The sequence below is a fragment of the Actinoplanes sp. M2I2 genome, from assembly GCF_023544445.1.
Classification (GTDB): domain Bacteria; phylum Actinomycetota; class Actinomycetes; order Mycobacteriales; family Micromonosporaceae; genus Actinoplanes.
Genome location: NZ_JALPVJ010000044.1, coordinates 1 through 25,246, shown reverse-complemented (window position 1 = coordinate 25,246; position 25,246 = coordinate 1). Strand labels below are relative to the sequence as shown.

The 25,246-nt window shown below is 70.1% G+C and carries 27 protein-coding genes; 8 read left to right on the top strand and 19 right to left on the bottom strand.

The genetic code is table 11. The features are described from left to right. Positions 1-406: 406 nt before the first annotated feature. From HJC40_RS44140 to HJC40_RS44120, 5 genes are read right to left on the bottom strand one after another with little or no spacing between them, the layout of a single operon-like run. On the bottom strand, positions 407-1,069 hold the full coding sequence (locus tag HJC40_RS44140; protein WP_249998169.1) for a glycosyltransferase family 2 protein: 663 nt from the start codon (positions 1,067-1,069) through the stop codon (positions 407-409). After that, on the bottom strand, positions 1,066-1,674 hold the full coding sequence (locus HJC40_RS44135) for a trans-aconitate 2-methyltransferase (protein ID WP_249998170.1): 609 nt from the start codon (positions 1,672-1,674) through the stop codon (positions 1,066-1,068). The genes HJC40_RS44140 and HJC40_RS44135 overlap by 4 nt, the downstream gene beginning before the upstream one ends. Then, entirely contained in the window at positions 1,671-2,393 is a 723-nt protein-coding gene (locus HJC40_RS44130; RefSeq protein ID WP_249998171.1) for a PIG-L family deacetylase, read from the bottom strand. Before HJC40_RS44130 ends, HJC40_RS44135 begins: the two co-directional genes overlap by 4 nt. Continuing rightward, on the bottom strand, positions 2,387-3,286 hold the full coding sequence (locus HJC40_RS44125) for an acyl-CoA dehydrogenase family protein (RefSeq protein WP_249998172.1): 900 nt from the start codon (positions 3,284-3,286) through the stop codon (positions 2,387-2,389). Before HJC40_RS44125 ends, HJC40_RS44130 begins: the two co-directional genes overlap by 7 nt. A 38-nt stretch (positions 3,287-3,324) precedes the next feature. Beyond that, positions 3,325-4,263: an SDR family NAD(P)-dependent oxidoreductase gene (locus tag HJC40_RS44120; RefSeq protein ID WP_249998173.1), complete on the bottom strand. Its 939-nt coding sequence runs from the start codon at positions 4,261-4,263 to the stop codon at positions 3,325-3,327. A gap of 44 nt (positions 4,264-4,307) precedes the next feature. On the opposite strand from HJC40_RS44120, the gene HJC40_RS44115 reads away from it, so the two are divergent. After that, the gene (locus tag HJC40_RS44115; RefSeq protein ID WP_249998174.1) at positions 4,308-5,492 is read left to right on the top strand and encodes a zinc-dependent alcohol dehydrogenase; all 1,185 of its coding nucleotides are present in this window, start codon (positions 4,308-4,310) and stop codon (positions 5,490-5,492) included. 79 nt (positions 5,493-5,571) lie between these two features. On the opposite strand, the gene HJC40_RS44110 is transcribed toward HJC40_RS44115, so the two are convergent. Further along, positions 5,572-6,375 (bottom strand): SDR family oxidoreductase, encoded by an 804-nt coding sequence (locus HJC40_RS44110; protein ID WP_249998175.1) that lies wholly within the window; start codon positions 6,373-6,375, stop codon positions 5,572-5,574. Positions 6,376-6,416: 41 nt separating this feature from the next. Further along, positions 6,417-6,998: a TetR/AcrR family transcriptional regulator gene (locus HJC40_RS44105; RefSeq protein ID WP_249998176.1), complete on the bottom strand. Its 582-nt coding sequence runs from the start codon at positions 6,996-6,998 to the stop codon at positions 6,417-6,419. Between the two features lie 351 nt (positions 6,999-7,349). Here HJC40_RS44105 and HJC40_RS44100 point away from each other — a divergent pair, with 351 nt between their 5' ends. Next, positions 7,350-7,784, top strand: coding sequence for a universal stress protein (locus HJC40_RS44100; RefSeq protein ID WP_249998177.1), 435 nt, complete (start codon positions 7,350-7,352; stop codon positions 7,782-7,784). A gap of 330 nt (positions 7,785-8,114) precedes the next feature. Here the strand turns inward: HJC40_RS44100 and HJC40_RS44095 are convergent, their stop codons facing one another. Continuing rightward, a complete protein-coding gene (locus tag HJC40_RS44095) occupies positions 8,115-8,432 on the bottom strand; it encodes a MerR family transcriptional regulator (RefSeq protein ID WP_249998178.1) in 318 nt (105 codons plus the stop codon). A gap of 1,013 nt (positions 8,433-9,445) precedes the next feature. Further along, entirely contained in the window at positions 9,446-9,892 is a 447-nt protein-coding gene (locus HJC40_RS44090; protein ID WP_249998179.1) for a hypothetical protein, read from the bottom strand. A 328-nt stretch (positions 9,893-10,220) separates the two neighbouring features. Here HJC40_RS44090 and HJC40_RS44085 point away from each other — a divergent pair, with 328 nt between their 5' ends. Both HJC40_RS44085 and HJC40_RS44080 read left to right on the top strand, forming a co-directional pair. Continuing rightward, positions 10,221-10,964, top strand: a complete 744-nt coding sequence (locus tag HJC40_RS44085) for a DNA-3-methyladenine glycosylase 2 family protein (RefSeq protein WP_249998180.1) — start codon at positions 10,221-10,223, stop codon at positions 10,962-10,964. 298 nt (positions 10,965-11,262) lie between these two features. Next, entirely contained in the window at positions 11,263-11,679 is a 417-nt protein-coding gene (locus HJC40_RS44080) for an SMI1/KNR4 family protein (RefSeq protein WP_249998181.1), read from the top strand. On the opposite strand, the gene HJC40_RS44075 is transcribed toward HJC40_RS44080, so the two are convergent. The 5 genes from HJC40_RS44075 to HJC40_RS44055 all read right to left on the bottom strand — a co-directional run bounded on the left by HJC40_RS44075 (position 11,666) and on the right by HJC40_RS44055 (position 16,317). Next, a complete protein-coding gene (locus tag HJC40_RS44075; RefSeq protein WP_249998182.1) occupies positions 11,666-12,478 on the bottom strand; it encodes an ABC transporter ATP-binding protein in 813 nt (270 codons plus the stop codon). The genes HJC40_RS44080 and HJC40_RS44075 overlap by 14 nt on opposite strands. Further along, entirely contained in the window at positions 12,475-13,500 is a 1,026-nt protein-coding gene (locus tag HJC40_RS44070; protein WP_249998183.1) for an iron chelate uptake ABC transporter family permease subunit, read from the bottom strand. The genes HJC40_RS44075 and HJC40_RS44070 overlap by 4 nt, the downstream gene beginning before the upstream one ends. Beyond that, positions 13,497-14,543, bottom strand: a complete 1,047-nt coding sequence (locus tag HJC40_RS44065) for an iron ABC transporter permease (RefSeq protein WP_249998184.1) — start codon at positions 14,541-14,543, stop codon at positions 13,497-13,499. Before HJC40_RS44065 ends, HJC40_RS44070 begins: the two co-directional genes overlap by 4 nt. Beyond that, positions 14,540-15,580 carry an iron-siderophore ABC transporter substrate-binding protein gene (locus tag HJC40_RS44060; protein ID WP_249998185.1) on the bottom strand — a complete coding sequence of 347 codons (1,041 nt, stop codon included), beginning with the start codon at positions 15,578-15,580 and terminating at the stop codon, positions 14,540-14,542. Before HJC40_RS44060 ends, HJC40_RS44065 begins: the two co-directional genes overlap by 4 nt. Positions 15,581-15,864: 284 nt before the next feature. Beyond that, positions 15,865-16,317, bottom strand: coding sequence for a lamin tail domain-containing protein (locus HJC40_RS44055; RefSeq protein WP_249998186.1), 453 nt, complete (start codon positions 16,315-16,317; stop codon positions 15,865-15,867). Positions 16,318-16,583: 266 nt separating this feature from the next. On the opposite strand from HJC40_RS44055, the gene HJC40_RS44050 reads away from it, so the two are divergent. The 3 genes from HJC40_RS44050 to HJC40_RS44040 all read left to right on the top strand — a co-directional run bounded on the left by HJC40_RS44050 (position 16,584) and on the right by HJC40_RS44040 (position 20,581). Next, positions 16,584-17,603, top strand: a complete 1,020-nt coding sequence (locus HJC40_RS44050; protein ID WP_249998187.1) for a LacI family DNA-binding transcriptional regulator — start codon at positions 16,584-16,586, stop codon at positions 17,601-17,603. Positions 17,604-17,775: 172 nt separating this feature from the next. Then, positions 17,776-18,603 (top strand): carbohydrate ABC transporter permease, encoded by an 828-nt coding sequence (locus HJC40_RS44045; RefSeq protein ID WP_250009833.1) that lies wholly within the window; start codon positions 17,776-17,778, stop codon positions 18,601-18,603. A 13-nt stretch (positions 18,604-18,616) separates the two neighbouring features. Continuing rightward, positions 18,617-20,581 (top strand): right-handed parallel beta-helix repeat-containing protein, encoded by a 1,965-nt coding sequence (locus HJC40_RS44040; protein ID WP_250009832.1) that lies wholly within the window; start codon positions 18,617-18,619, stop codon positions 20,579-20,581. 235 nt (positions 20,582-20,816) lie between these two features. Here the strand turns inward: HJC40_RS44040 and HJC40_RS44035 are convergent, their stop codons facing one another. Then, positions 20,817-21,449 (bottom strand): hypothetical protein, encoded by a 633-nt coding sequence (locus HJC40_RS44035; RefSeq protein WP_250009831.1) that lies wholly within the window; start codon positions 21,447-21,449, stop codon positions 20,817-20,819. 133 nt (positions 21,450-21,582) lie between these two features. Here HJC40_RS44035 and HJC40_RS44030 point away from each other — a divergent pair, with 133 nt between their 5' ends. Further along, positions 21,583-21,738 (top strand): hypothetical protein, encoded by a 156-nt coding sequence (locus tag HJC40_RS44030; RefSeq protein ID WP_250009830.1) that lies wholly within the window; start codon positions 21,583-21,585, stop codon positions 21,736-21,738. A gap of 174 nt (positions 21,739-21,912) precedes the next feature. Here the strand turns inward: HJC40_RS44030 and HJC40_RS44025 are convergent, their stop codons facing one another. The 4 genes from HJC40_RS44025 to HJC40_RS44010 form a co-directional block, all read right to left on the bottom strand. Then, positions 21,913-22,941 carry a zinc-binding alcohol dehydrogenase family protein gene (locus HJC40_RS44025; protein WP_250009829.1) on the bottom strand — a complete coding sequence of 343 codons (1,029 nt, stop codon included), beginning with the start codon at positions 22,939-22,941 and terminating at the stop codon, positions 21,913-21,915. A 197-nt stretch (positions 22,942-23,138) separates the two neighbouring features. Then, positions 23,139-23,498 carry a helix-turn-helix domain-containing protein gene (locus tag HJC40_RS45940; RefSeq protein WP_284044597.1) on the bottom strand — a complete coding sequence of 120 codons (360 nt, stop codon included), beginning with the start codon at positions 23,496-23,498 and terminating at the stop codon, positions 23,139-23,141. Between the two features lie 181 nt (positions 23,499-23,679). Further along, entirely contained in the window at positions 23,680-24,516 is an 837-nt protein-coding gene (locus tag HJC40_RS44015; RefSeq protein ID WP_250009827.1) for an alpha/beta hydrolase, read from the bottom strand. Positions 24,517-24,746: 230 nt separating this feature from the next. Then, positions 24,747-25,246: alpha/beta hydrolase (locus HJC40_RS44010; RefSeq protein ID WP_250009825.1), on the bottom strand; the 500-nt coding region annotated here is incomplete at its 5' end.

The window sequence follows — 25,246 nt, the reverse complement described above, 5'->3', positions numbered from 1 at the left end:
CGCGTGCCCGGCTCAACCGCGTGCCCGGCTCAACCGCGTGCCCGGCTCGAGCTGTCGTAGCGACCGCCTCGGTGATCATGCGAGCAGCGGCCGAGCGCGGGCTGACAGCCATGCTGGAACTCGTTCACACCTGAAGCAGGATCGGCAGGGCCAGCCCTGACCGGGATCACGCCGGTACACCAAGGAAAGCGGACCATTCCGGAGCGCACGCCAACCCGGCGTCGTCCGGGAAGGGCCAGGTCAATCGGGCCCGGCGCCTGTCTGCTGGACAGCGGGGGAGAAGGCCTGGCTGCTCTGGCGGCTAGGGAAGGGTCTGACTGTTCTGGTGAACCGGAGGGGTCTGACCAGTTCTGGCGGCCGGCGGAAAAGCCCGACCCTTCAGGTGACCAAAAACAGGCCCGACCGTTCAGGCGGCCAGGGGTGAGGCCAGACCGTTGAGGTACGACGAGAAGCCGAGCGGAGCCCGCCCGTCCGGCCGGGCGCTGGTCACCACCGGGCAGGTCGCGTCCGCGACCACCCGGCGGCCGGCCGCTCGTACCCGCTCGATCAGGTCGCGGTCCTCGTCGTGGTCCATGGGCTGGAAACCGCCCACAGCCACGTAAGCCTCGGCCGAGACGCCCAGGTTGGCCCCGTGGACGTGGGCGTCCGTGCCGGCGTACCGGGTGTCGTAGAGGCCGGGCAGCGCGGCCGGCCAGCCCGCCCAGTCGTCGACCAGGACCGTGCCGGCCAGCAGGTCCGCGCCGGCCGAGGCGTGGGCCAGGTGCCACAGCAGCCACTCGGGAGCTACGCGGCTGTCGGCGTCCGTGGTGGTCAGCCACAGGCCTTCGGGGCCGTCGCGCAGGGCGTGGGCCATGCCGGCGGCGCGGGCGCGGCCGACGTTGCGGGCGTCGAGTCGCAGCACTGTCGCGCCGGAGGTGGCGGCCACGGCGGTGGTGTCGTCGGTGCAGGCGTCGGCGACGACGATGATTTCGACGGGGACGGGGGCTGTCGCTTCGGCGAGGCTGGTCAGGCAGGCGGGCAGCAGTTCTTGTTCGTTGTGGGCGGGGACGATGACGGCGATCCGGTTCATGCGAGCCCCTCGCGCTGGGCCACCGAGAAGGCCTCGGGCGGCGTACGGGTGTAGACCTCGAGCAGGAAGTCGGGTTCCTCGTGCCGCGCCTGCCGGGCCAGGCCGGGGGCGGCGGCGATCCGCGCGTGCACCTCGTCGCCGGGGCGGGCGTGTTCGTCGACCGGGCGGCGCCAGTGCACGGCGACCAGGTCGCCGCCGGGCTCCAGGGAGCCGACCGCGCGGTCGATCAGGGTTGTCAGGTCGTGATCGTCGAAGTAGTAGCCGAGTTCGGAGAGCACGATCAGGTCGAACGTCTCGTCCGGCCAGTCCGCCGGCATGCTCGCGGCGCGCACGGTGACGTGGGGGAACGCGGCGAGGTGCTGAGCGGCCGTGGCCACGGCCGCCGGGACGGCGTCGACCGACAGCAGGCGGTCGCAGCGTTCGGCCAGCCGGGCCGTGAGCATGCCGGTGGAGCAGCCGGGCTCGAACCCGGACCGGTAGCGGCGGCGGGTGAGCGAGTCCGCCGTGAGCGCGTGCTTCCGGGCGTCGTACCAGCGGGTGGCGAAGCTCCACGGGTCGCTGCTCCGGGCGTACATGTCCTCGAAGTAGCCCGTCGGGGTGCTCATCGGAAGACCACTTCGAACGGGCGGGCGAAGCGGGCCAGCACGTGCGGGGGCAGGATCGCGGCGTCGGCCGGCTCCGGGCCCAGCGGCGCGATCTGGCTGGGGAAGGCGGCGATCGCCGCGGCCTTGGCCGCCCGGGCGGCCGGGGTCAGGTCGATCCGGTACGCCCGGTGCCAGGGCACGCGAGGGTCGTCGGGGGTGGCCCAGTGCCACGTCCAGATCGGGTACTCCAGCAGGACCGCGCCGGTGGCCTCGCACGCGCGGGCCGCGGCCCGGCCGACCGCCTCGTGGTCGGGGTGACCGTCGTCGCGCCAGGTCGCCAGGCACCAGCGTCCCGGCGTCAGCAGTCCGGTGAGGGCTTCGGCCACCGCGTCCTCGTCGATCTTGCCGTCGGGCTGGCCGAGCCGGTGTACGGGCGCGTCACCCAGACCGAGGCGGCGCAACGCTTCCGCGGTCTCGGCACGGCGGATCGCGGCCAGCTCGGCCTGCGTGTGCACGGTGGAACCGGGGTGGGAGGCCTCGCCGTCGGTCACGGCGACCAGTTCGGCGGCGTCCAGCATCGCCATCAGGCCGGCCACTCCCAGGATCTCGTCGTCGGGATGCGGCGCGACGATCAGTGGCGCGACGGCGGCGTCGAGCGGCAGGGCCGGCCACCGGGTTGTTGCCGGCCAGTCCCGCCACGTCTGCTCGGCGGTGCCCTCACCGACGATCGGCGTCACCACGGCGACTCCTCGAGGACCAGGCGGCCGAGCTGCTCGAGGTTGGCCTCGGCGTGGCTCTGCCGCAGATAGACGGTGAGGTCGGCGACCCGGTGGGCGTGCCGTTCGTCGCGGCACAGCGGTCCGGCGCCCAGCGCCCGGCCGACCCGGTCGAGGACTTCGGTGGCGGCACCCTCGACGGTGGCCCGCACCCGCAGCGCGAGCCGGTGCTGGATCGCGGTCGGGTCGGCGTCGATGATCGCGGCCGCCTCGAGGAGCACGGCCCGGGCGGAGCCGAGCGCGACATCGACCGCGCCCAGGTGGGCCAGCGCGTGCGGGTCGTCCTTGCCCGCGGCGTGCAGGGCGTCGGCGATGCCCAGGGCGCCGCCGTACCAGCATGCGGCCACGCCGATGCCGCCGTGCCAGAAGCCGGGCCTGTTCACGTACTCCCCGGGGTGGCCGACGGGCCGGGCCGGCGCGTCGGTGAACCGGATCGTGCGGCTGTCGCTGCCCGCCATGCCCACGGCGGGCCAGGTGCCGTCGAGCGGCACGGCGTACGGCGCCTCGTTGGCCACCGCGAACAGCCGGATGCCGTCCTCGGCCTCGGCGGTAACCAGCGCGTGCGTGCACCACCCGGCGCCGGAGCACCAGGGCCGCTCGCCGCTGACCCGCCACCGGTCGCCGTCCCGGACGGCTCGCAACGTCCGTGGCGCCGCGGCCCACACGCCCCAGCGCTCGCCGTCCACCGGCGGGCCGTCGTCACCCAGTTCGGCCCGGATGGCGACAGCGTCCGCGTGACCCTCGCCCAGCCGGGCGACCACCGGGCCGGTGCGGCCGAGGTCGGCCAGCCCGCGGAATCTTTCTGCCGTGGCACCCTTGCCGGGTAGCGGCAGATCTGTTGCTTCGATCTTGAGCACGGCTCAGTGATACCCGGGCGGCCCCGGGATATGCCCAGCTATTTGCGAGGGAGCAAACGTCTCACCGAGGCCGCCGTCACCAGGGCTCCGGCCGCCACCACGGCGCCGACCTGGGCCCGGGTCCACCGGCCGGGGCCGCCCTCGACGCGCGGCTTCGGCCCGAAGACGTTCCCGTCGTTCGGGGCGATCCGGCGCCGGGACAGGCCGCCCCGCTCCATCAGCGGCGTGACCAGAGCGTCGTACAGCGGGGGGAAGGCGTTGAAGCCGAACTCGATCAGGCGGTTGGCCGCTCCGACCGAAACCTCCGGCCGCGGCTTGGCGGCCTGCTTGAGCACCTTGGCGGCGACACGTTCGGCCGAGTCGACCGGCGGCGGCGGACGGCCGACGAAGCCCGCGTAGTTCGCCGCGCTGGTGTAGATCGAGGTGTCGACGCTGCCGGGCGCCACCCCGCAGACGTGGATGTGCCGCGCGTCCCGGGTCTCCTGCTGCAGGATCCGCACCAGACCGCGCAGGCCCCACTTCGCGGTCACGTAGGCCGACATGTACGGCACCGCGACGTGGGCCAGCAGCGAGCCGACCAGGATGAGCGTGCCGTGGCCCTGCGCGCGGAACTGCCGCAGCGCGGTGCGCGCGACGTTGGCCGTACCGAGCAGGTCGGTGCCGACGACGCGCTCGAACACCTCGGGCGGCAGGTCCTCAAACTTCCCGTACGCCATGACCGCGGCCGAGTCGACCCAGACGTCGATCCGCCCGTACCGGTCGACCGCGGCCTTCTGCAGCGCTTCCAGATCGGCCCGGCTGGTGATGTCGGTCGGGACGACCAACGGGTCGTTGCCGCAGGCCTCGGCCACCGCGGACAGGGCCTCCTCGCTGCGGGCGGCCAGCACCACCCGGTCACCGCGCCGGGCGAAGGCGAGGGCCGAGGCCCGGCCGATGCCGCTCGACGCACCGGTCAGGACCACTACACGTGAACTCATGAACGGACTGCATACCCTCGCAGTCGCCGGGTATCCGGAGACATATGCGTGCATTGACATGGCAAGGAACCGGCAAGGTCAGCGTCGAGACCGTCCCCGACCCGGTGATCCAGGAACCGACCGATGCGATCGTACGAATGACCTCCACCGCGATCTGCGGGTCCGACCTTCACCTGTACGACGTTCTCGGCATGTACCTGGACGCCGGCGACATCCTCGGGCACGAGCCGATGGGCATCGTCGAGGCGGTCGGCGCCGAGGTCACCCACATCAAGCCCGGGGACCGGGTGGTGATCCCGTTCAACATCTCGTGCGGGCACTGCTTCTTCTGCCGCAAGGGTTTCTACGCCCAGTGTGAGACGACCCAGGTCAAGGATCAGGGCAAGGGCGCCTCGCTGTTCGGCTACACCAAGCTCTACGGCCAGGTCCCGGGCGGCCAGGCCGAGTACCTGCGGGTGCCGCAGGCCCACTTCGGGCCGATCAAGGTGCCCGACCACCACCCCGACGAGCGCTACCTGTTCCTCTCGGACGTGCTGACCACGTCATGGCAGGCCGCCCAGTGGGCCGACATCGAGCCCGGCAGCACGGTGCTGGTGACCGGTCTGGGCCCGATCGGCCAGATGTGCGCGCGGATCGCCCGCCACCTCGGCGCGGAGCGCGTCATCGCCGTCGACAGCGTGCCCGAGCGCAACGCGATGGCCGAGCGGCACGGCATCGAGGTGCTGGACTTCGACAAGGTCGACGACATCGGAGCAGCCGTCCGCGACATGACGCACGGTCGCGGCGCCGACTCGGTCATCGAGGCCGTCGGCATGGAGGCGCACGGCACCCCGTTCCAGTCCGCGGCCATGAAGGCGGCCGGCATGCTGCCCGACGCGCTGGCCCGCAAGGCCACCGAGACGTTCGGCGTCGACCGGATGGCCGCGCTGCGGACGGCGTTCGACTCCGTCCGGCGGGCCGGCACAATCTCGATCATCGGCGTGTACGGCGGCGAGGCCGACCCGTTCCCGATGATGGACCTGTTCGACAAGGGCGTCACCATGCGGATGGGTCAGGCCCACGTCAAGCACTGGGTCGACGACATCCTGCCCCTGCTGACCGGCGACGACGACCCGCTGGGGGTCGACGACCTGACCACGCACCGCCTCCCGCTCGAGGAGGCCCCGCACGGCTACGAGATGTTCAAGAAGAAGGAAGACGGCTGCATCAAGGTGGTTCTCAAGCCGTAATCGGCTGTAGCCAACTTGTGTAGTCGATGCGGGGCCGCCTGAATCAGGCGGCCCCGCAGACATTGTCCTCGCCGACCGATTACTTGTCGGCCGAGCCCGGCTCCGCCATCTTGCGGTGCATCTCGGCCTTGGCCTTGTCGGGCATCACCTTCGACGCCGCCCCCTGGACCTTGGTCTTCACGGAGCCGGCCACCACCTTCTCCTTGTCCTTCATCAGGGCGTCGAAGCCCTGCTTGGCCACCACGGCCGGGTCGTCCTTCTTGCTCGCGCCGACGCGGGTGTCGTCCATGTCGGCCCGGTGGAAGAAGTTGGTGTCCGTCGGGCCGGGCATCAGCGAGGTGACGGTGACGCCGGTGTCCTTGAGCTCGGCCCGCAGCGCCTCGGCGAACGACTGCACGAACGACTTCGAGGCGTTGTAGACGGCCTGGTAGGTGCCGGGCATGGTGGACGCGATCGACGAGGTGAACAGCACCTGCCCCGAGTCGCGGGCGACCATGTCGGGCAGCACGCGCTTGGCCAGGTGCACGGTCGACGTGACGTTCACGTCGATCACGTTCAGCTCGTCGGCCAGCGGGGTCTCGCGGACGAAGTCGCCGCCGATGCCGCGGCCCGCGTTGAGCGCGATGGCGTCGATCGGCCGGCCGGTCTCCAGGACAGCGGCGTAGACCGCCTCGACGCCGTCGAACTGCGCCAGGTCCGCGCGTACGGCGACGACCTGGTTCTGCCCGTCGCGGCGCAGCGCGGTCGCCGCCTCCTCGATGGCGTCGTCCTCCGCGGCGATCAGCAGGTCGTAGCCGTGTTCGGCGAACTGCCGGGCGAGCTCGAACCCGATCCCGCTGGACGCGCCGGTGACTACTGCGAACGGATTCATCGTCGATGTCATGAAACGGGGGTGCCCCGCCTCGGCCGGGTTAATCGCGTCGCTCAGACGCGCGAGGCGACCTCGTCCAGCAGGAAGCCGACCAGCTTGCGGGCATGCGCCGCGCTCCCGTCGGGCGGGGCGGTCAGCGCGTGCATCATGGCCCCGCCGATCAGCGTCTCGAGCAGCAGCGTGACCGACACCGCGGGGGAGAGCTCACCCCGGCTCATGCCGCGGCGGACGATCGCCCGGGCGGCCAGGGTCTGCGCCTTGCGGGTGGCCGCGTAGTTCTCGGCGACGCCGGGGATGGCGCGGCCCTCGAGCATGAGGCGGATGGCCGCCCGGCTGGACGGGCCGGCGTAGACGTCGAGGATCTGGGTCGCCAGCTCGTTCAGATCGCCGCGCAGCGTGCCGGTGTCGACGTCGCTGACGTGCGGCAGGCTGACCCGCAGCGCGTGGGTGAGCAGGGCCTCCTTGGTGCTCCAGCGCAGATAGAGCGAGGCCTTGCCGACGCCGGCCCGGCGGGCCACGGCCTCCATGGCGAAACCGGCCCAGCCGGCCTCGCCGAACAGGTCCATCGCGGCGCGGGCGATGCGCCGATCGACCTCCGGATCGCGCGGCCGGCCGGGTGTCGAAGTCACGGTCACCGCATGTCCCCCACATTGCTGAACGGTAACCGTAACGATACACTGAGGATAGAGAACGGGCAGCGTTCAGTAACTCGGTGAGTCTTCACATCTCGGTGTGTCCGCGGATCTTGGCAGGTCTTCGAGTGCTCGAATTTGGCGGCGTTCAGATTTCGCGGCGTCAGGTCCAGCGGCGTCAGGTCGCGGGGTTCAGATCTCGCGGGGTTCAGATCTCGCGGGGTTCAGGTCTTGCGGTTTCAGGTCTTGCGGTTTCAGGTCTTGCGGTTTCAGGTCTTGCGGTTTCAGGTCTTGCGGTTTCGGGTCTTGCGGTTTCAGGTCTTGCGGCGTTCAGGGATGAGCGTGGAGGAAGTCATGAGGGACGGTCCCGGCACGATTCTGGTCGGCGTCGACGGCTCCACGTCCTCGTTACGCGCGGGGGCGTACGCGCTCGGCCTCGCCCGCCGCCAGGGCAGCCGGCTGGTCGTCGTCTACGTCCGCACCCTGCCGTCCGCGCTGCTGCCGCTGGCCGACACCGGGGGAGCGATCGCCACGGTGATCGACACCCAGGACGCGGTCGAGCGCGAGCTGCGCGAGGCCTTCGCCGAGCGCATCCAGGACCTGGGCCTCGACGCCCGCCTGGTGGTCCGGGCCGGCGAGCCCTACACCGAACTGTGCGACGCCGCCCGCCAGGTCCGGGCCGACGCGGTCATCGTCGGCCGCTCGGCCAACGTGCTGCATCGGGTGGCCGGCTCGATCGGCTCCAAACTCGTCCGCTGCGGCCGCTGGCCGGTCACCGTAGTGCCGTAACGCTGCGGCGCCCGTGCCAAACGGCGGTACGGCTATTCGCGCTGCCGGTGCCGGCTTTGGTGATGTGAGGGCTGTGGTGCCCGGGCTTCGCAACGCCAGATCCACCAGCAGGCTGGCCAGCCGCTCGCGCACCTTCGCCTTGGCGCCACCACGCTGTGGTGCCGTGACCGCTGTGGTCCCGTGCCGGCTGCATTGCCCCGTGCTGGGTGTGGTGCCGCGGCGGGTGTGATGGTCAGCACCCGGGTCGGCACCACGGCCACGTCGGGAAACTCGATCCAGGGCACAGGGGACGGGGCGGCTGAATGGGCCGTACCCGTCGCGGAGCTGCCGTCAGGCGCCGGCTTCCTGCTGGCGCCGGTAGCTCTCGTTCTGTCGGAGGGCTTCCTCGAGCTGATCCTCGAGGATGATGATCCGGCACGCGGCCTCCAGGGCGGTGCCCTGCTCGACCATCTCCCGGGCGCGCGCGGCCAGGCGCAACTGGTAGCGGGAGTAGCGGCGGTGTCCGCCGGCCGACCGGAACGGTTTGATCAGTTTCGCCTCGTCGAGCCGCCGCAGAAAGTCCTGCGAAGCGCCGGTGATCTCCGCGGCGCGGCCCATCGTGTAGGCGGGGTAGTCGTCGTCGCCGAACATGTCGTCGGATTGGGCCATACACATCTCTCCGTGAACGAGGGCCCCGGCGCGAAGCGCCGGGGCCCAGGGTTGCGGGTCAAGAACACCATCTACCGACTGGTTCGTCGGATTGTCGTATCCGCATCTGCCGCCGTCGGCGGCACAGGATGCGAGGATCGCATAAGCGTGACCGGAGACCACCTTTCGTGCGATGGAAACTGCGGTGACCGCCCCAGGCTTGAAAACTGTGCCCTGGTAGCGGGCGATCCAACGGTGTCGAGCCCTCCCTTTCCTCTGCTTCCATGTGCGGTGTTGCTGATACTGCTGCCCGCCGGTGGCGAAGCCCCACGCGTTTCATGGCCTCACGCACGTGCGACGAACTCTGTTCCTTGCTTTCCGTGCTGTCGTTCCTTGCTGACTTACTCGGTAGTGCTTTCTTGCTTCTCCGTGCTGTGTTGCTGTCTTACTTTCGTGCCGTGGTGCTCTGTCGTACTGCAGGCGGTGCTCGATGGTGCCACCGCTGTGCCGAGCGAGCCACGAAGTGGATCCGGGCCCTGCGTAACGCTCGGTCTGCGTCGTCAGCGTGTTTGACTGACCTCGTCTCTCAACACCAGGAACATTACCGGGCTCTGCCAAGAAAGTCTAGTGACTTCGACCCAGATTTTTTCGGGCGTGCCGCGAGACTTGAAACCGTCGATCGATCGGGCGGTACGGCCCGGTCATCCGAGTCGATCTTGCGGCCCGGCAGCGCGGTCGGTCGGGTGAGTCAGCGGACGGCGCGGGCGGTCGGTCGGGCGAGTCAGCGGACGGCGCGGGCGGTCGGTCGGGCGAGTCAGCGGACGGCGCGGGCGGTCGGTCGGGCGAGTCAGCGGACGGCGCGGGCGGTCGGTCGGGCGAGTCAGCGGACGGCGCGGGTTGTTGTGCGGCGCTGCGGCGCGGCGCGGGTTGTTGTGCGGGGGCTGCATTGGCAGCGCGGTCGTGTAGGCCCGCTGTGCGTGTCGCTGTGCGGCCGGTTGCAGAGCGCGGCCGCGTGCGTTGGTTGCGCGGCTCGGTCACGCCGACGGAGGGGCCGGCGGTTGTGCGGGCCGTGTCGCGAGGCGATCGTGCGGCGCGGTCCCGCCCATCCCCGCCACCAGCAGAACCGCCACGCTTCCCGGAGCGTTTGTGCGGTGCGTGGCGCGCGGGTTCGCTGTTCGCGTGGTTTCGAGGGACGTTTCGGGGAGCGGCCGTGCGGTGCCGTCTCGCGGACAGGTGTGCGGCGTGGTCTTGCGCGGACGGGCGTGCGGGGTGGTCTTGCGCGGACCGTTGTGCGGCGTGGTCTTGCGCGGACAGGTGTGCGGCGTGGTCTTGCGCGGACAGGTGTGCGGCGTGGTCTTGCGCGGACGGGCGTGCGGGGTGGTCTTGCGCGGACCGTTGTGCGGCGTGGTCTTGCGCGGACAGGTGTGCGGCGTGGTCTTGCGCGGCGGTTGTGCGGCGTGGTCTTGCGCGGCGCGATGCATGGCGGGCCCGCGGGGGTTGGTTGAGCGGGCCGGCTTCGCGGGAGGGTTGGTCGGCGCGCTGCGCGGTTGGGTTCGCGCGACGTTGCGCGGGCCGGCTGTGCGGTGCGGTCTCGTGAGACGGTTTTGTGGTGCGGGTTGTAGGAGCCGCTGTGGGCTGGACGCGGCGATCGGCCGGCTCGTGCCCCCCGGATCTGGCCGACCAGCCCGAGATGCCCGGGACGCCCGAGACGCCGACGGTGGCCCGGCCCGAGAGTGCGGCGCTGAATGGGGTGCGGCGCGGCTGGGCGTCGGCGCGGTCGTCCCGCTCCCGACGCTTATCGTGGGCCGGGTGAACGACGGGCGCACCACCCTGGGCCGCATGAGCGAGGCGGATCTGCGCCGCGGCGTCGACGAGCTCGCTCGCCGGGAGCCGGTCTTCGCCGGCGTCGTGGCGCGGCACGGGATGCCGCCGACGTGGGAGCGGCCGCCGGGGATGGCTTCTCTTCTGCACATCATGTTGGAGCAGCAGGTGTCGCTGGCGTCGGCGCGGGCCACGTTCGACCGCCTCCGGGTGATCGCGGATCCGCTCACGGCCGGCAACCTCTTGAAGCTCGACGACGTTCAGTTGCGGACGGCCGGGTTCAGCCGGCAGAAGGCGCGGTATGCCCGGGCGGTGGCCGGCGCGGTGGTGGACGGCTCGCTCGATTTCGAGGCCCTGTCCGATCTGGCCGACGACGAGGTGGACGCCCGCCTGCAAGCGGTGCCGGGTATCGGCCCGTGGACGTCGGCCATCTATCGCCTCTCGGCGCTGGGCCGGCCGGACGCGTGGCCGTCCGGCGACCTGGCCGTGATCGCCGGGATCGCCGCGCTGTGGCAGCTGCCGTCGTTGCCCACGCCGGCCGAGACCGTCGTGCGGGCCGAGGCCTGGCGCCCGTGGCGCGCGGTGGCCGCCCGCCTGATCTGGCAGGAGTACCTGGCCGCGCGGGCCGGCAAGGGCGATGCTCAGAAGCGAGCTCGCGGAGGCGTTCCTCAGAAACGAGCCCGCGAAGGCCGTCCTCAAGAGAAAGAAGAAAGCCCGCGCAGGCGGTGCTGAGTGTGAGCTCGAGGAGGCCGGTCCGGGGAGTGAGCTCGGCAAGGCCGGTCTCAGGAGTGTGTTCGTCGAGGCGGTCCGAAGAATGAGCTGCAGTGGCGGTTCCAGCGCCGAGTTCGCGGAGAGCAGTCCAGGAAATGAGCCCTCGGCGGGCCGGTGCGGGCGGCTGGTCGCCTGCGGGGACGCCACCGGACGAGGGCCGTCCTGGCGGCGATCCTGGAACCGGCCTTTGCCGAATTGATAGAGACTCGGCGCGGAAGCGACGCGAGGCTGCGGGCCAAAAGAATGCGACAATTCGGACATGGTTCTCACTGACTGGCACCGCTTGTTGAAGACGGCCGAGGGCTTCCAGCTGCGGCCGGGCGCTACCGAAGAGAACCTGGCCGCGTACGAGAAGCAGCTCGAAGCCTGCTTCCCGCTCCAGCTCAGAAAGCTGTATCTGGTCAGCGACGGCGTCTTCGACGAGCGCGGGCGGTGGTTCGTCATCTGGCCGCTGTCCGAGCTGCCGTGGCGCAACCAGCACGACTGGGGCAAGGACGGCGCCCGCCGGTGCGAGCTGGTCGCCTTCGGTGACGACGGCACCGGGGCGCCCTTCTGCGTGCCCCGCGACGGCGGACCCGGCGTGTTCGTCTGGGACCCGCTGACCGCCGCCCCGCAGTGGCTGGCCAACGACGTCGGCGACTTCTGGAGCGGCCGGTCGCTGCCTATGTTCCGCTGAGCGCGACGTGGTGCCGGCCGAGCGGCAGCATCAGCGGCTTGCCCGAGGTCGGGTCGGTGATGACCTGACTGTCCAGGCCGAACACGGCCCGCACGCATTCGCGGGTCAGGACCTCTTCCGGTACGCCCGCGGCGTACAGCCGGCCGTCGGCCAGGGCGATCAGGTGGTCGGCGTACCGGGCCGCCATGTTCAGGTCGTGCAGGACCATCACGATCGTCGTGCCGCGGTCGCGGTTCAGGTCGGTGAGCAGGTCGAGCACCTCGACCTGGTGGCTGACGTCCAGGAACGTCGTGGGCTCGTCGAGCAGCAGCAGGTCGGTCCGCTGGGCCAGGGCCATCGCGATCCACACCCGCTGGCGCTGGCCGCCCGACAGCTCGTCGACCGAGCGGTCGGCCAGGTCGGCCGTGTGGGTCGCGTCCAGGGCCGCGGCCACCGCCTCGTCGTCCTCGCGGCTCCACCGCGACAGCAGCCGCTGGTGCGGGTTGCGGCCCCGGCCGACCAGGTCCGAGACGGTGATGCCTTCGGGGGCGACCGGCGACTGGGGGAGCAGCCCGAGCGTACGGGCCAGCTCCTTGGCCGGCAGGCGGTGCACCGCCCGGCCGTCCAGCAGCACGTGACCGGCCCGCGGGGTGAGCAGACGCGACATCGACCGCAGCAGGGTCGACTTGCCGCACGCGTTGGCCCCGACGATGGCCGTGATCCGCCCCGGCGGCACCACCAGGTCGAGCGACTCGATCACGGTCCGGTCGCCGTAGCCGAGCTTCAGGGAGGAGACCTCGAGCGAATGGGTAGCGGTCACAGGGAGCCTCCCGCGCGGTTGGTGCGGATGAGCAGATAGACGAGGTAGGGCGCGCCGAGCACGCCGGTGACGACGCCGACGGGGTAGCGGATGTCGAACGCGTACTGGCCGATCAGGTCGGCCACCAGCACGAGCAGCGCGCCGACCAGCCCGGCCGGGACGAGCAGCGACCCGGCCGAGCCGAGGATGCGGGCGGCGATCGGGCCGGACAGGAAGGCCACGAACGCGATCGGCCCGGTGGCGGCGGTGGCGAAGGCCAGGAGGCCGACGGCGGCGACGATCACCACGATGCGGGTGCGTTCCAGCCGTACGCCCAGGGCCGCCGCGGTGTCGTCGCCGAGCTGCAGCATGAACAGGTTGCGGGCCTGCCCCAGCAGCAGTGGCCCGAGCACGACCAGGGCCAGCGCCACCTGCGCGGTCTCGTCCCAGGTGGCGCCGTTCAGGCTGCCGGTCAACCAGCGCTGGGCCTGCTGCAGGTCCCACTGGGCGGCCTGGCTCAGGACGTACGCGGTGGCGCTGTCCAGCATCGCGGCGATGCCGATGCCGATCAGGATCAGCCGGGTGCCGGCCACCCCGTCGCGGAACGACAGCGTGTAGACGATGATGGCCACGGCCAGCCCGGCCCCGATCGCGAACGCCGAAACGCCGGTCTCGCCCAGCCCGAGCACCACGATCGCGAACGCCGCGGCCGCGCTCGCGCCCGAGGTGATGCCGATGACGTCGGGGCTGGCCAGGGGGTTGCGCAGCATGGTCTGGAAGGTGACCCCGCCGATCCCGAAGCAGAACCCGGCCAGCGCGGCCAGCGTCGCCCGGGGCAGCCGCAGCTCGCCCACGGTGAACGACGCGCCCGGCACGGTCTCGCCGAGGAGCACGTCGAGGATGTCCCGCGGCGGGTAGAAGGTCTCGCCGACCATCAGCGAGACCGCGTAGGCCACGACGACGAGCAGGGCGAGCACCCCGAGGACGGAGCCCCGGCGGCGGGACCGGCGGACCCGGTTGTCGATGACGGCCTGGAGGGTCACAGCTCCCGCACCTTCTGCCGCCGGACGATGTGGATGAAGAACGGCGCGCCGACCAGCGCGGTGATGATGCCGACGTCGATCTCCTGCGGGCGCGCGACGACCCGGCCGAGCACGTCGGCCGCGGTCAGCAGGGCCGCGCCGGCCAGGGCCGAGGAGGGCAGCAGCCAGCGGTGGTCGAGGCCGACGAGCAGCCGGCAGAAGTGGGGGACGACCAGGCCCACGAAGGCGATCGGCCCGGCGACGGCGGTGGCCGCGCCGCACAGCAGCACGGCGCCCAGGGCGGCCACCGCGCGGACGACGGGCACCCGTTCGCCCAGCCCGGCCGCGAGGTCGTCGCCCAGGGCCAGCGAGTTGAGCGCCTTGGCCGACAGCAGGGAGACCGCGAAACCCACGACCAGGAACGGCAGCACGTGCCGCAGGCTGTCGTAGCTGGCGCCGCCGACCCCGCCGATCAACCAGGACTGGAACCCGGTGGCGATGTCGCTCCGGGGCAGCACGAACGCGCTGATCAGCGAGGCCAGCGCGGCGGAGATGGCCGCGCCGGCCAGGGCCAGCTTCAGCGGCGTCGCTCCGCCGCGGCCGAGCGAGCCCACGGCGTACACGAAGACGGCCGCGACCGCCGCGCCCAGGATGGCCACCCAGATGAAGCCCGCGGCCGACGACAGGCCGAACGAGACGATGCCGGTGACCACCGCGAGCGAGGCGCCCATGTTGACGCCGAGGATGCCCGGGTCGGCCAGCGGGTTGCGGGTCACCCCCTGCATGACCGCGCCGGCCAGGCCGAGCGCCGCGCCGACGAGGACGGCCAGGAACGTGCGCGGGATGCGCTTGACCACGGCGGCCTGACCGAGGTTGTCGTCCTGGCCCTGCACGCCGGCCACGAGGTCGGGCCAGCCGACGATGCGCGAGCCGAACGCGACCGACGCGAGCATCAGCAGCGCGAGCACGGCCAGGCCGGCGAGCAGCCAGAGCGTACGTACCCGGGCCGGGTGCCGCCGGCGAGCGGCGGGGCCCGGCCCGGGACGGGAGGCGAGTTGCGTCATGACACCTTGTCGGCGGCGGCGGCCAGCAGGTTGACGTAGTCGTTGAGCACGAACGGGATGGCCAGGACGGTCGGGTTGGCGGCCGTCGCGAGCGGGGTGCTGCCGACCAGGCTGACCACGGAACCGCGCTTGATCGCCGGGATCTTGGACAGCAGCGGGTCCTTCTGCAGGTTGGCCAGCATCTTCTCGTTGTCGGCGTACATGACGATGACGTCGACGTCGTCGAACGCCTGGATCTGCTCCGCGCTCTGGTTGAGCGTGAACTGGTCGGTGCCCGCGGACGCCTTCTCCACCACATCGGCGATCTTCAGCCCCAGGTCGCTGAAGAACTGGGTCCGGGTGTCGTGCGAGGTGTAGTAGCCGATCTTGCTCAGGTCGGTCGGGTCGATGTGCGTCACGAACATCGTCTGCTTGCCGGCCAGCTGCGGTTTGGTGGCGGCCGCCTCCTTCATCGCCTTCTCGGTGCTCGCGATGAGCTCGTTGCCCTGCGCCTCGAGGCCGAGGGCCTGGCTGGAGAGCTTGACGATGTCGCGCCACGGGGTCGCCCAGGGCGCGTCCGGGTACGCGACGACCGGCGCGATCTTGCTGAGGGTGTCGTAGTCCTGCTGCGTCAGCCCCGAGTAGGTGGCCAGGATGACGTCCGGCTTGGTGTTGGCGACCGCCTCGAACGCGATGCCGTCGGTCTCGTCGAACATGACCGGGGTCTGCCCGCCGAGCTCCTTGATCTTCTGACCGACCCAGGGCAGCATGCCGTCGCCGTCGTCGTCACCGAAGTTGGCCTTGGCCATGCCCACCGGGACGACGCCCAGAGCCAGCGGCACCTCGTGGTTCTCCCACTGCACGGTGGCCACGCGCTCGGGCTTCTTCTCGATGGTGGTCGTGCCGAGCTTGTGCTTGATCGTGATCGGGAACGAGGTGGTCGCGGCCGAGCTGCCGCCGGCCGCCGGCTCGTCGGTCTCGTCGCCGCCACCGCAGGCGGTGAGGGCCAGGGCGGCGGCGGTGGCTACAGCAGCCGCCAGCAAACGGTGAGCGCGCATGCGCCGGACTCCAGTTCTGCAAACTTCAACTAAGGGGTGCCTAACCTAACATCGATTCTGGGGGCAGTGGCCGGCGCGGGCAACTCAAGGGCGCAGGTCACGGCCGTTCAGGGGCCCCGCTCGGCGCGTCCGGCGATCTGCTAAAGCGCTCCCCGACGGGTCCGGAGAACGCGAAACGGCCCGGACCGTCAGGTCCGGGCCGTTGTGTTCGGGCCGTTGTGTTCGGGCCGTTGTGTTCGGGCCGTTGTGTTCAGGCCGTTGTGTTCGGGCCGTGGTGTTCCGGGTCAGCAGTTGGTCGCGGTGCCCTTGCCGAAGGTGCACGAGTTGATCGTCTTGCCGGTGGCGCTGCGCAGGATCGCCGTGTCGCCGGTGTTGTTCCAGATGTAGGCGCCCGAACCCCAGTAGCGGTCGGTGGCGGCCGGCTTGCCGTCGGTGCCCTTGCCGGTGTGGACAGTCACCGACTTGCCGGGATTCAGCACGTACGAACCGAACTTGTAGATGTGGTTGGCGGTGTCGCGCACCGTGAAGTCCTTGAGCTGGATGGCCTTCTTGGTGCTGTTGGAGAGCCGGAACCATTCCCCGTTCAGGCTGACGTTGCTGCGGGTGTCCGACCCGGGCGAGTCGTAGTTGATCCGGCTGAAGTACACCGGAGCCTCGGCCGCCTGGGCCGGGGTGGCCACGACGACACCCAGCAGGGACGCCGCGACCGAGACCGCGACAACGAACTTCTTCTTCACCCTGTCTGCCTTCCACAATGTACGGAGCGACTTGATCGCGTCCCACTCGACGGCGTGGACGCGCGAAGACGGTTCGGCCGTGATTCTGGCATTGTTCTTCGCCCAGGGAGCCGGGCGCCCGAGATCCGCCCGGAACGTCACTCCGGGGCAGTACCCGGGCTTCACCGGTCGGCATCGGGGTGGCCATGCTTCTCGAAGGGTGAGGGTTGCCGCAGACGTCGAAAGTGTTGCGATACTGCTTTCGGTCGTTGTCGAAGGGGGTCGCCGTGGCTCGGGAGTCGTCACCGCAGCGCGCGACGCTGGCCGCCGTCGCGCGGGAGGCGGGCGTGTCCGTCCCGACCGTCTCCAAGGTCGTCAACGGCCGCACCGACGTGGCGCCCGAGACGCGGGCCCGCATCGAGACGCTGCTGGTGCGGCACGGCTACATCGCCCGGGGGGCGGGCGGGGCGCAGCCCGTGGGCCGCACGGTCGATGTGGTCTTCGACGCCATGCAGACGCCGAACAACCTCGACATCCTGCACGGCGCGCTCGAAGCGGCGGCGGCCGAGGAGGTCGACGTCGTCGTGGGCACCGTCCCGGCCGACCCGCTGGGGGCCGCCTGGGCCCGGCGCATGGCCTCGGCCCGCCGCGAGGGCCTGATCCTGGTCACCTCGGACATCAACTCGCAGCAGGCGCGCCACTTCGCCGAGCAGCGCATCCCGGTGGTGACGATCGACCCCGTCAACCTGCCCAGCGCCGACCTGCCCAGCGTGGGAGCCACCAACTTCAACGGCGGCATGGCGGCGACCACCCACCTGCTCGACCTGGGGCACCGCCGCATCGCCTTCATCGAGGGGCCGCCCGGGGCCATGGTCGCGATCGCCCGGCTCCACGGCTATCACGCCGCGCTGGCCCAGCGCGGGCTGACCAGCGACCCCGAGCTGATGATGGCCGGCCCGTTCACCTTCGACACCGGCTTCACCGCCGCCCTGGAGCTGCTCGGGCGGGACCCCCGGCCGAGCGCGCTGTTCGCCTCGAACGACGGGCAGGCGCTCGGGGCCATCGAGGCCGTCCGCACGCTTGGCCTGCGCGTGCCCGAGGACGTCAGTATCGTCGGCTTCGACGACATCTCGGCTGCTCAGTGGTCGGCGCCGCCGCTGACGACCGTACGGCAGCCGTTCGCCGAGATGGGCCGGGTCGCCATGCGCCGGCTGCTGCGGCTGATCGCGGGGGAGGAGCTGGCGTCACCGCGGATCGAGCTGGCGACCCAGCTGATCATCCGGAAGTCGACCGCCCCGGCGCGGTAGCAGGCCGGCCGGTCCGGCCCCTCGGTCGAGCGTCGAAAGTTTTCGAAGCCTTGACATGACGTTTTCGCAATTTTACGTTAACGCGAGCTTGTCTACTCGGCCGCGAGGGGGGAACCCGACGCGCCGGTGGCCGGGCCGGACGGACGGACCGGAGCCGACGGAAGGGGCTGACATGGCGCGCCTGCTTCGACTCAACTGGTTCGGCGGTTCGTTCGGCTGGCTGTGGCTCCTGGTCGTGATGATCCCGCTGTACTGGATCGTCATCACGAGTTTCAAGACCCAGGCGAACTACTTCATCACCAACCCGCTGGCTCCGCCGACCAATCTGACGTTCGAGAACTACACGACGGTCGTGGAGAACGACTTCATCCGGTACTTCCTCAACAGTGCCGTGGTGACGCTGGGTGCGGTGCTCCCGGCTGTGCTGATCAGTTTCATGGCGGCGTACGCGATCGTGCGGGGCAGTCACAGCCGGATTCTGCGCGGGATCAACGGGTTGTTCCTGCTGGGGTTGGCGATCCCGTTGCAGGCGGTGATCATCCCGGTTTATCTGATCATCATCCGGTTGAAGATGTACGACACGTTGCTGGCGATCATTCTGCCGTCGATCGCGTTCGCGATTCCGTTGTCGGTGCTGGTGTTGTCGAACTTCATCCGGGATGTGCCCAAGGAGTTGTTCGAGTCGATGCGGATGGACGGGGCGACCGAGTGGGGCACGTTGTGGCGGTTGGCGTTCCCGTTGACCCGGCCGGCTCTGGTCACTGTGGTGATCTACAACGGGTTGGGTATCTGGAACGGTTTCTTGTTGCCGCTGGTGCTGACCCAGAGTCCTGAGCAGCGGACCATTCCGTTGGCGCTGGCCGCGTTCCAGGGTCAGTTCGGGGTGAACATCCCGGCCATCGCCGCCTCGGTGGTGCTGACCACCGTCCCGATCGTCCTGCTCTACGCCATCGGCCGCCGGCAGCTGCTCAGCGGTCTCACCGCCGGATTCGGTAAATAGAAAGGGTTTCTTGATGACATTCGAGTACCACGTGGCCACCAGTGGTTCCGACACCGCTTCCGGATCGGCCGACCGACCTTTCCGTACGATCAACCGCGCGGCCGGCCTCGCCCAGGCCGGCGACACCGTGATCGTCCACGCGGGCGAGTACCGCGAGTGGGTCAAGCCCCGCCGCGGCGGGCTCAGCGACTCGCGCCGCATCACCTACCAGGCCGCCGAGGGCGAGCACGTCGTCATCAAGGGCTCCGAGCGGGTGACCGGCTGGGAGAGCGACGGCGGCCCGGTCTGGAAGGCGACGGTCCCGAACACCCTGTTCGGCGGCTTCAACCCGTACGCCGAGGAAGTGGCCGGCGACTGGATCGTGTACGCCAAGGACGCCCCGCACAAGCACCTCGGCGACGTCTACCTGAACGGGCTCAGCTTCTACGAGGTGGGCTCGCGGGCCGAGGTGGACGCGCCGGCCCGCCGTACGGAAATCCTCGACAACTGGACGCGGACGACCGGCCAGGTCCGCAATCCCGACCAGACGCAGCTCGTCTGGTTCGCCGAGGTCGCCGAGGACACCACGACGATCTGGGCCAACTTCCAGGGCGCCGACCCGAACGCCGAGCTCGTCGAGATCAACGTACGCCGCTCGGTCTTCTACCCCGAGGCGCCGCACCTGGACTACATCACCGTGCGCGGTTTCGAGCTGGCCCAGGCCGCCTGCCCGTGGACCCCGCCCACGGCCGACCAGCCCGGCCTGATCGGCCCGAACTGGTCGAAGGGCTGGATCATCGAGGACAACGTCATCCACGACGCGAAGTGCTCGGCGATCGCCATCGGCAAGGAGGCGTCGACGGGCCACAACTACGCCACCGAGCGCGGCGACAAGCCCGGCTACCAGTACCAGCTCGAGTCGGTGTTCACGGCCCGGCAGATCGGCTGGGACAAGGAGCACATCGGCTCGCACGTCATCCGCGGCAACACCATCTACGACTGCGGGCAGAATGGCATCGTCGGACACCTCGGGTGCGTGTTCTCGACCATCGAGGACAACCACATCTACAACATCGCGCTGAAGCGGGAGTTCTACGGGTACGAGATCGGCGGCATCAAGCTGCACGCGGCGATCGACGTCGAGATCCGGCACAACCGCATCCACGACACCTCGCTGGGCATCTGGCTCGACTGGGAGACCCAGGGCACCCGGATCAGCCGCAACGTCCTCTACGCCAACAGCCGCGACATCTTCATCGAGGTCAGCCACGGGCCGTACCTGGTGGAGCACAACGTCTTCGCGTCCCCGGCGGCGATCGAGCTGTTCAGCCAGGGCGGCGCGTTCGTCAACAACCTCATCGCCGGGACTGTCCGCGTCGAGGCGGTCATGGACAGGGCTACGCCGTACCACCGGCCGCACAGCACGCAGGTAGCCGGGTACGCGTACATCCGGGCCGGCGACGACCGCTGGTTCGGCAACCTGTTCGTCGGGGGAGACTCGGGCCGGGCGTACGGGGCCGAGGCGGAAGGTCAGGCGCCGCCGCTCACGGGTACGGCCTCGTACAACGGCTTCCCGGTCTCGTTCGACGACTACCGCGCCCGCATCGAGGCCCAGCCGCCGGGTGACCACCAGCGCTACCTCACCGTGGAGCAGGCGGTCTACACCGGAGGGAACGTCTACGCGGCGGGGGCCCAGCCGTTCGACGGTGAGACCGACCCGGTGGTGGTGGGGTCGGGTTCGATCGCGGTTACCGACGACGGCGACGCTGTCCACCTGACGACCACGTTGCCGGCCGAGTTCGACACGGTCCGGCTGGGGGCGATCTCGGGGCTCGATCTCGAGCGTGTGCGGTTCGCCGATGCCGAGTTCGAGGAGCGGGACGGTACGCCGGCGGTCATGGATGAGGATCTGCTGGGTTCGCCGAAGATCGTCGGTGAGTTCCCGGCGGGGCCGATCGCTGCGCTCGCCTCTGGAGAGGTCAGCACGCGCATCTGGTGATGTTTTCGGGGGCGCGGCTCGTCTTGGGGCTTGCCGCGTCCTTCTTGCGCTGGGACGGGCGGGGTTTCAGGTGACGGCTCGGTGGTGGGTTGCCGGTCTCTGACTGCCTGGCTGGCGCGGTGGTCACCTGGCGGGTCGGTGGGCCGGCTGCCGCGCTGTGGTCGCCGGGCGGGAGCCGGCGTCTGCGGGCGGGCCTGATTGGTGGGTCATGGGGGCCGGACCGTGCCGCTTGCGGTCAGCATGTCGCGGCTGGGTGGTGGGTCACCGCTGCTGACGTGCTCATTGGACCCTGTGCGTTGTGGGCGCTGGGCGTTGCGGGCTCTGGGCGTTGCGGGCGCTGGGCGTTGCGGGCGCTGGGCGTTGTGGGCGCTGGGCGTTGCGGGCGTTGTGTGTGCGCTGCGAGGGAGGCGGTTCCTGGCGGGGACTCCGCTATCGGGGGGTTGGGGGACGTCGTGGCCTGGGCGTGGGTTGCGGCCCACGTTGCCCGTAGGCGTAGGGCGTCGTCGTCGGCGGATCCGGCGGGGGCGGTCAGCACGGTCAGGGACATGCCGGGGTCGGCGGTCAGGTCCATGGTCTCGAAGTTCAGGTCCAGGTCGCCGATGACCGGGTGGCGGAACTGCTTGATCCCGGTGTCGTGCAGCCGTACGTCGTGGGCGGCCCAGCGGGCCCGGAACTCGTCGCTGCGCGTGCCCAGCTCGCCCACGAGGTCGGTCAGGGCCTTGTCGTACGGGTTCCGGCCGGCCTCGGCCCGCAGCATCGCCACGGTCATGGTGGCGATCCGTTCCCAGTCGCGCCAGAAGTCCCGGGCGCGAGGGTCGAGGAACGCGAACCGGGCGTGGTGGGCTGTCAGTACACCTTCCAGCGGCATCTTCTCCGGTCCCGGGGACAACGGTTCGCTGGATGACGTCAGCCGATACCGGGCCCGCGGCAGGCAGGCGCTGCCGACACCGCAGGTCTTTAGGGAGGGTCAGACGTGGTTCTGCGGGTAGGGGAGGCCTGAGATGTTCTACGAGATCCGACACTACTGGGCCCTGCCGGGCCGCCGTGACGCGTGGGTCGCGTACATGGAGAGCGTCGTCCTGCCGTATCAACTCGAGATGGGCATGTCGGTGACCGGCTCGTTCATCGTCGAGCAGGACGACGACGGCTACGTCTGAATCCGCCGCTTCGATGACGAGCCGGATCGAGAGCGTCGCTACGCGGCGGTGTACGAGAACTCGCGCTGGACCGACGAGATCGCTCCGCGGATTTCACGAGCTCCCGGACACGCACGGACGGTAGTGACACGGGTGGTCCCTACCGGCGTGTCGGCTCTCCGCTGAGGAATCGGTTCACGGGCGTACGACGACGACCTTGCCGATCGTGCGTCCGGACTCGACCAGCTGATGTGCTTCGCGCAGGTTCTCTGCGGTGAAGCCGACGAGTTCGGTGGTCAGGGTGGTCCGCAGGTCGCCGGCGTCGAACATCTGCGAGGCTCGGTCGAGCAGGTCGCGTTGGTCGGTGATGTCGGCGGTCTGGAAGACGCTGCGGGTGAACATCCACTCCCAGTGCCAGCTGATGCTCTTCTGCATCAGCGGCTGCAGGTTGAGGTCCGGGTGCCCGTCGATCGCGCAGACCTCCCCGAAGGTCTTGGCCACCTTCGCGTAGTTCTCCACGTTTCCTTTGGAGTAGGGGCTGAAGATGTAGTCGACACCGTCCGGCACCTCGTCGAGGACATTTGTGGCGAGGTCGCCGCTGTGGTCTACCACAGCGTCGGCGCCGAGCGAGTACGCCCAGTCCCTGGACTCCTCGCGCGACGCGGTGGCGATCACGGTCAGCTTGGTGAGCCTCTTCGCGAGCTGGATCAGCATCGAACCGACTCCGCCCGCTCCGGCGACCACGAGCAGCGTGCCGGTGCTGTCGGAGGTGAGCTTGAACTTGTCGAACAGCGCCTCCCACGCGGTGATGGTGGTCAAGGGGACGGCGGCCGCCTGCGCCCAGCTCAGCGAGACGGGTTTGCGGCCGACGATCCGGGAGTCGACCGCGTGGTACTCAGCGTTGCTGCCGGGCCTGCTCACGTCACCGGCGTAGTAGACCTCGTCGCCAACTGCATAGCCGGTCGCTTCCGGGCCAACCGCGACAACGGTGCCGGCGGCGTCGAAGCCGAGCACCGTCAGGGTTTCAGCGGTGGGCGCGCCGGCGCGCCGCTTGACGTCGGCGGGGTTGACCGACACCGCGAGGACGTGGACGAGAATATCGTGCGGGCGCAGTTCAGGTAGCGGCAGTTCGGCTTCCACCAGGCTCCGCGTGTCGGTGATCGGCAGCCCCTGGTACGAGCCGATGACGGTCATATGGTCGGGCAGGCGGGATGTTTCGCTCATGCTTGGACGCTAGCCGTGGAGTCGTACTTCCCTGCAAGGTCGGTAAGTTCCCGCCGGGAAGTAGGCGCCGTTGACGGTAACCACCAGCGCCCGGCCAGCCTGCGTGCCCTCCCGTACGTGTTCTCCAACGCCCTGCCGCCGATGGTGACTTGCCGCGCGGGTCGAGTGACCGACGCCCCGGCCCAGGAGGAAGAGACTCAGGCAGCCGGCCCGCACCCCGAAGTGGCGATCTCATCCATGTTGTTCTCCACCCAGTCACGCAGCATCTGCAGCGGAACAGCGGCTCGCTGGCCCAGATCGGTCAGCGCGTAGTCGACGTGCAGCGGGACCGCGGGATAAATCGTGCGGTCGACAAAGCCGTGCTCTTGCAACCTGCGCAGAGTCTGGGTGAGAACCTTCGGACTCACGCCCTCGAGGATGCGTTGGAGTTGCCCAAAGCGCCGCTGAGCTGCAGTTTCAGGCAGCCCGGTAGTTACCTCGAGGTGAGTTCGCGACCTTGTCGGTAACGCACTCCTCGCACCTATCGTCGGCCTCTCGAGGACATCGGGAGGGCACATGACCGGCGTGAAACTCGCAGTCGTCTACTACTCGGCGACCGGGACCGTCCATCAGATGGCGCAGTACGTGCAGCGCGGCACACTAGCTGCTCTCCTAGGAACGTGTGCAGCATCGCGGTCGCGGTGGTGGCCGCTCAGAAGCCGGCCACCACCGCGCGTCAGCGAGTCTGAATCGGTACCGCTACGCGGTTGCCTTGGCGGCGTCCACGATCAGATTGGTGACGATGCCGGGGTGGCTGACCATGGCGACGTGTGAGGCCGAGACCGTCACCACCTTGCGAGCGTGGGCACGGCTGTACTCGAAGCGCTCGAGAGCGGCGGGAATAGCCTTGTCCTGGGTGGCGACCAGTCCCCAGGACGGGATGGTGCGCCACGCCGCCGCCGTCGTCTTGTCGGTGAACGCCTGAGCGCTGAACGGCCGCTGGGTGGCGGCCAGCACGTCGGTGTCCGCCTTCGGGAGGTCTGCTGCGAAGACCGCGCGAAGCTTGTCCGGCTGAAGGTAGAGATCGGTGCCGGTGGTGCCGTCGGCCTGGGGGAACGGCACCGCCGTGGTGGCGGCCTGGATCTCGCTGCCCGGGTATCGCTGGATGAGTTCACCCAGGGCCTCGCCGACATCCGGAACGAACGCTGCGATGTAGACCAGGGCCTTCACGTCGGAGTCTCCGGCGGCGGCGTTGGTGATGACCGCACCGCCATACGAGTGCCCGACCAGAATGATCGGACCATTGATGCTGTTGAGCACGCTGCGCAGGTATGGCGCGTCAGTCTGGAGGCCGCGCAGCGGGTTGGCCGGCGCGACCACGGGGTAGCCCTTCTTCTGCAGACGCCTGACCACGCCCTGCCAGCTGACTGTCGCATCGGCGAAGCCGCCGTGAACGAGTACGACGGTCGGCTTCTGTCGGGCGGCGTTGCCCTGCGTGGCGGCCATAGCCGACGGGCCGGTTCCCGTCAGTAGCCCGGCTACCAGAACCGCAGAAGTCACGAGCGCCGCAGGGCGCTTCTTGAGCTGAAATTTCATTGTTCTCAACCTTCTTGTTAGCCGCTTAGGCGGCTGATTCCTGTAGATATGTCGACACCGGGTTGCAGGGTTCTGGACTGCTCGCGCTCGGCGGCAGCCCCGTCCCTGAGCCTGGACGCGATCGGCCCGGCTCTGCCGGCGCCGCGGTTCTTCCTGGCGGCTTGCCTCGGCCGGCGCCGCCCTGAGCAGGCCGCGACGGCGCTGTCAGCACCCGCCGGCGGGAACGTGCGTTACGCGGCTTCGACCGCGGTGTGGATGAGGTCGGTGACGGCCTGCGGCTGGGAGACGTAGACGGCGTGGCTGGCTTCGACCTCGCGTACGGTCGCGCCGGCTCGTTGGGCCATCTGCCGCTGGGCTGCCGGCGGGATCATTTTGTCGTCGGCGGCGACGAGGTACCAGCTGGGTTTGGTCTGCCAGGCGGCCTGGGTCACGGCGCCGTCGGCGGCGTCGAGCCCCCAGGCAACCTGCGAGTCGGCCATGAACGCGGCTTCGTCGGCCGGGAGGTCACCGGCGAAGGAGGCCGCGAACTTGTCGCGGTCGAGGAGCAGGAAGCCGTCGCGTGGGGGCAGGATCGGCGGGACCGGGGCGCCGGGTGCCGGGTTCGCGACGAGGGAGAGTACGGATTCGCCTTTGTCGGCGGCGAACGCTGTGATGTAGACCAGGCCGGTTACTCGGGGGTCGTTGCCGGCTTCGGTGATGATCACGCCGCCGTAGGAGTGGCCGACCAGGA